Origin of the sequence: Endozoicomonas sp. ONNA2 (genome assembly GCF_024606365.1) — a bacterium.
In the GTDB taxonomy this organism is placed as follows: Bacteria; Pseudomonadota; Gammaproteobacteria; order Pseudomonadales; family Endozoicomonadaceae; genus Endozoicomonas.
In genome coordinates this window covers 1-2,491 of record NZ_JAHHPO010001197.1, presented here as the reverse complement: position 1 = coordinate 2,491, position 2,491 = coordinate 1, and the positions used below count along the sequence as shown (strand labels likewise).

Sequence of the window (2,491 nt, the reverse complement as noted above, 5' to 3'; positions counted from 1 at the left end):
GAGTGACTGGCCACTTAGTCAGAAAATATGATTTCATTTGGTTAACTACTTATGTCTGTTGATTGCTGTAAAGTCAGGTAATGAATACTGGAAATCATTTTTTTGAACACCTGCAATATTTTATCCTTAATTTGCTGCCCCCCTCGCCTCGCTACAAAGTCGCCTGGTCGGGCGCTATTCCCGGGCTCAGAGCCAGGGAGTGCATCTCCGGCATGACTTTGTACATCAACTGAAACTGCTGTAATAACAATCTCACTTCAGGATTCTCCTCTTCCAGCCAGCCGTGAATATCAGTGGATGGAATAGAATCGCCTGCTGTATTTCTCCCTGAGAGTTGCGTTTCCAGCAGCTGCATATGATGATCGATCACCCGATACGATTCATAGAGCCTGTGCTTGACCATATCACCCGGCAGCCGTACCCGGTGAGCCCCCAGTGTGGAGATATAGCTCAACAAGGCATGGGAAAGGGTCAGAAAACGAAAACTTTGATCTTTTGCCCGCTGATAGCGACCCGGCTCTGTGAGCATATTCATAATGGCTGCATATAGCCGGGCATCCATATTGTGTGCATGGCGACGAGACAAACGATAAGCCAATGTATCCCGTTTTCCACTGTGATACTGCTCCATGACCTGAGCCAGATACTCTCTGTGCCTGGCTATGGTCAATGCCATAATCCGATGCAGCCGCCCGGATTCCCAGTCAGGCAGAATAAACACAACGGCACTGACGGCCAGCAGGCAGCCCAGGAGCGTATCCCCCAGGCGAGGCATAATCACAGCAAAGCCCAATCCCTGCTGATTAAAACAAAACAACACCAGCAAGGTAATAAACGCTGTCGCCAGATCATAGCGTACGGTACGAAATGCAAAAAACAGAATTCCGCAGAGCACCATCAGGACCAGCTGACCTTCCTCCCCCGGAAACAAGTACAACAGCGGTATACCTGTCAGGAGCCCGGCAAGTGTACCAACGACCCTCTGGGCAAGCTTCTTGCGCGTCGCACTGTAGCCAGGCTGGCAGACAAACAGGATGGTCAGCAGAACCCAGTAACCGGGTTGCAGGTGCAACCACAGAATCACCCCGTAACCCAGTGTCAGCGACGTTGCCAGGCGAAGGCCATGTCGGAATAGCGGGGCGTCTGGGCGACACTCATTCCAGATACGAAGCAGGTGGGCCTTGATCCCTGCGGAGTCAGTTTCAGTAAATAGTTTACTATCGTCGTATACAAATGAACCCGGATGGCCCACAGAGGATATTTGTAAATCCACTGTCGTGAGATTTTTCAGAAGATAGTCCAGCTGAACCAGCAAAGATCGACACGGTGGATTACTCTGTTGTTGCAGATATTTCAGCGATTGCTTCAGCTCATCAAGAACCGCAGCATTCCCGTTACCATGCCGATACTTCTGGCCGGTGGGCAGAGACCGGGCTATGGCCCGACATGCCTTGGCCTGAACTCGCAACATTTTCTGAAAGCGAAAAAGGATATCGCTACGGGAAAGGTACTCCGCCAGGTCCTGATAGCGATAATGGGAGGCACTCACCCGTTCATGGATATCCTGGGCAAGAAAATAGATTTGCATAAAAGGCTGCATACTGTCCTGTCGGTGGACTCTCTGAAGCAAAGCATCTCTGGCCAGGTTCAGGGCGTTAACAACGCTGGCATTTTTTCTGGCCAACGCCAGACGCAAAGGCTGAGGATTCATATTGGCGACGGGATCAAACAACTGACTTTTACTGTCAAGATAACCCGCCAGCTCTTTGAACACATTGGCCAGGGATTGCTGTACCGGTTGATTAGGCCAGAGGACATGCCAGGCCAGAGACAGCACACCGTACCAGAGGGCGCCACTGAGCAGCAGCGTCGGCTGTTCCCACAGGCTGGGGCTTGCCCGTGCACCGAGCATGGTGTAAACCGCCAGCAACAGCGAAGCAAATGCCATACTGCTGTACCTTGGCCCCATGGCACCGAGCATGGTAAACCCAAAAGTAGAACTGAAAAGCCCGGCAGCAAAAAGCCATGGGTAATCAAACAGCAGCTCCACTGACAGTGATGCCAGCAGGAAACAGGCAAGCATCATGGTCAGCGCTTTAATTCTTCCCCAGAGATTGTCATCCACTTCAGCCAGTGCAGCGGCAATAACGCCCAAAACCATGGGCGTAATTTCATCAGACGATCCCCGATACCAGGCAGGCAAGGTAACGCCTGCCAGGGCAAAAAAAACTTTTACACTGTAATTTATTCGGTCGTTTGCCCAATAATTGCGCAACGGTTGGAGGGTATCAGCGAAGAACATGATGGAGAACTGGCTATTGAACGATTGATCAAAAGTTTGTGAGCATACCCGAAAAAAGCTGAGAGCCTAAGCAGCGATTGCCGTAATCCCTAAGCAACCAAGTCTTGCACCGGTTTTATGGCTCTTGATTGACCGGCATTTAAGAGAAATCGGGAAAAATCACTCAACCCCTTCCACAAAAATCATTAG

General features: G+C 50.6%; 1 protein-coding gene. It reads right to left on the bottom strand.

Translation table 11 applies throughout. From position 1 onward, the window contains the following. Positions 1-151: 151 nt before the first annotated feature. On the bottom strand, positions 152-2,302 hold the full coding sequence (yccS, locus tag KDK14_RS21030; protein ID WP_257267211.1) for a YccS family putative transporter: 2,151 nt from the start codon (positions 2,300-2,302) through the stop codon (positions 152-154). Positions 2,303-2,491 lie beyond the last annotated feature (189 nt).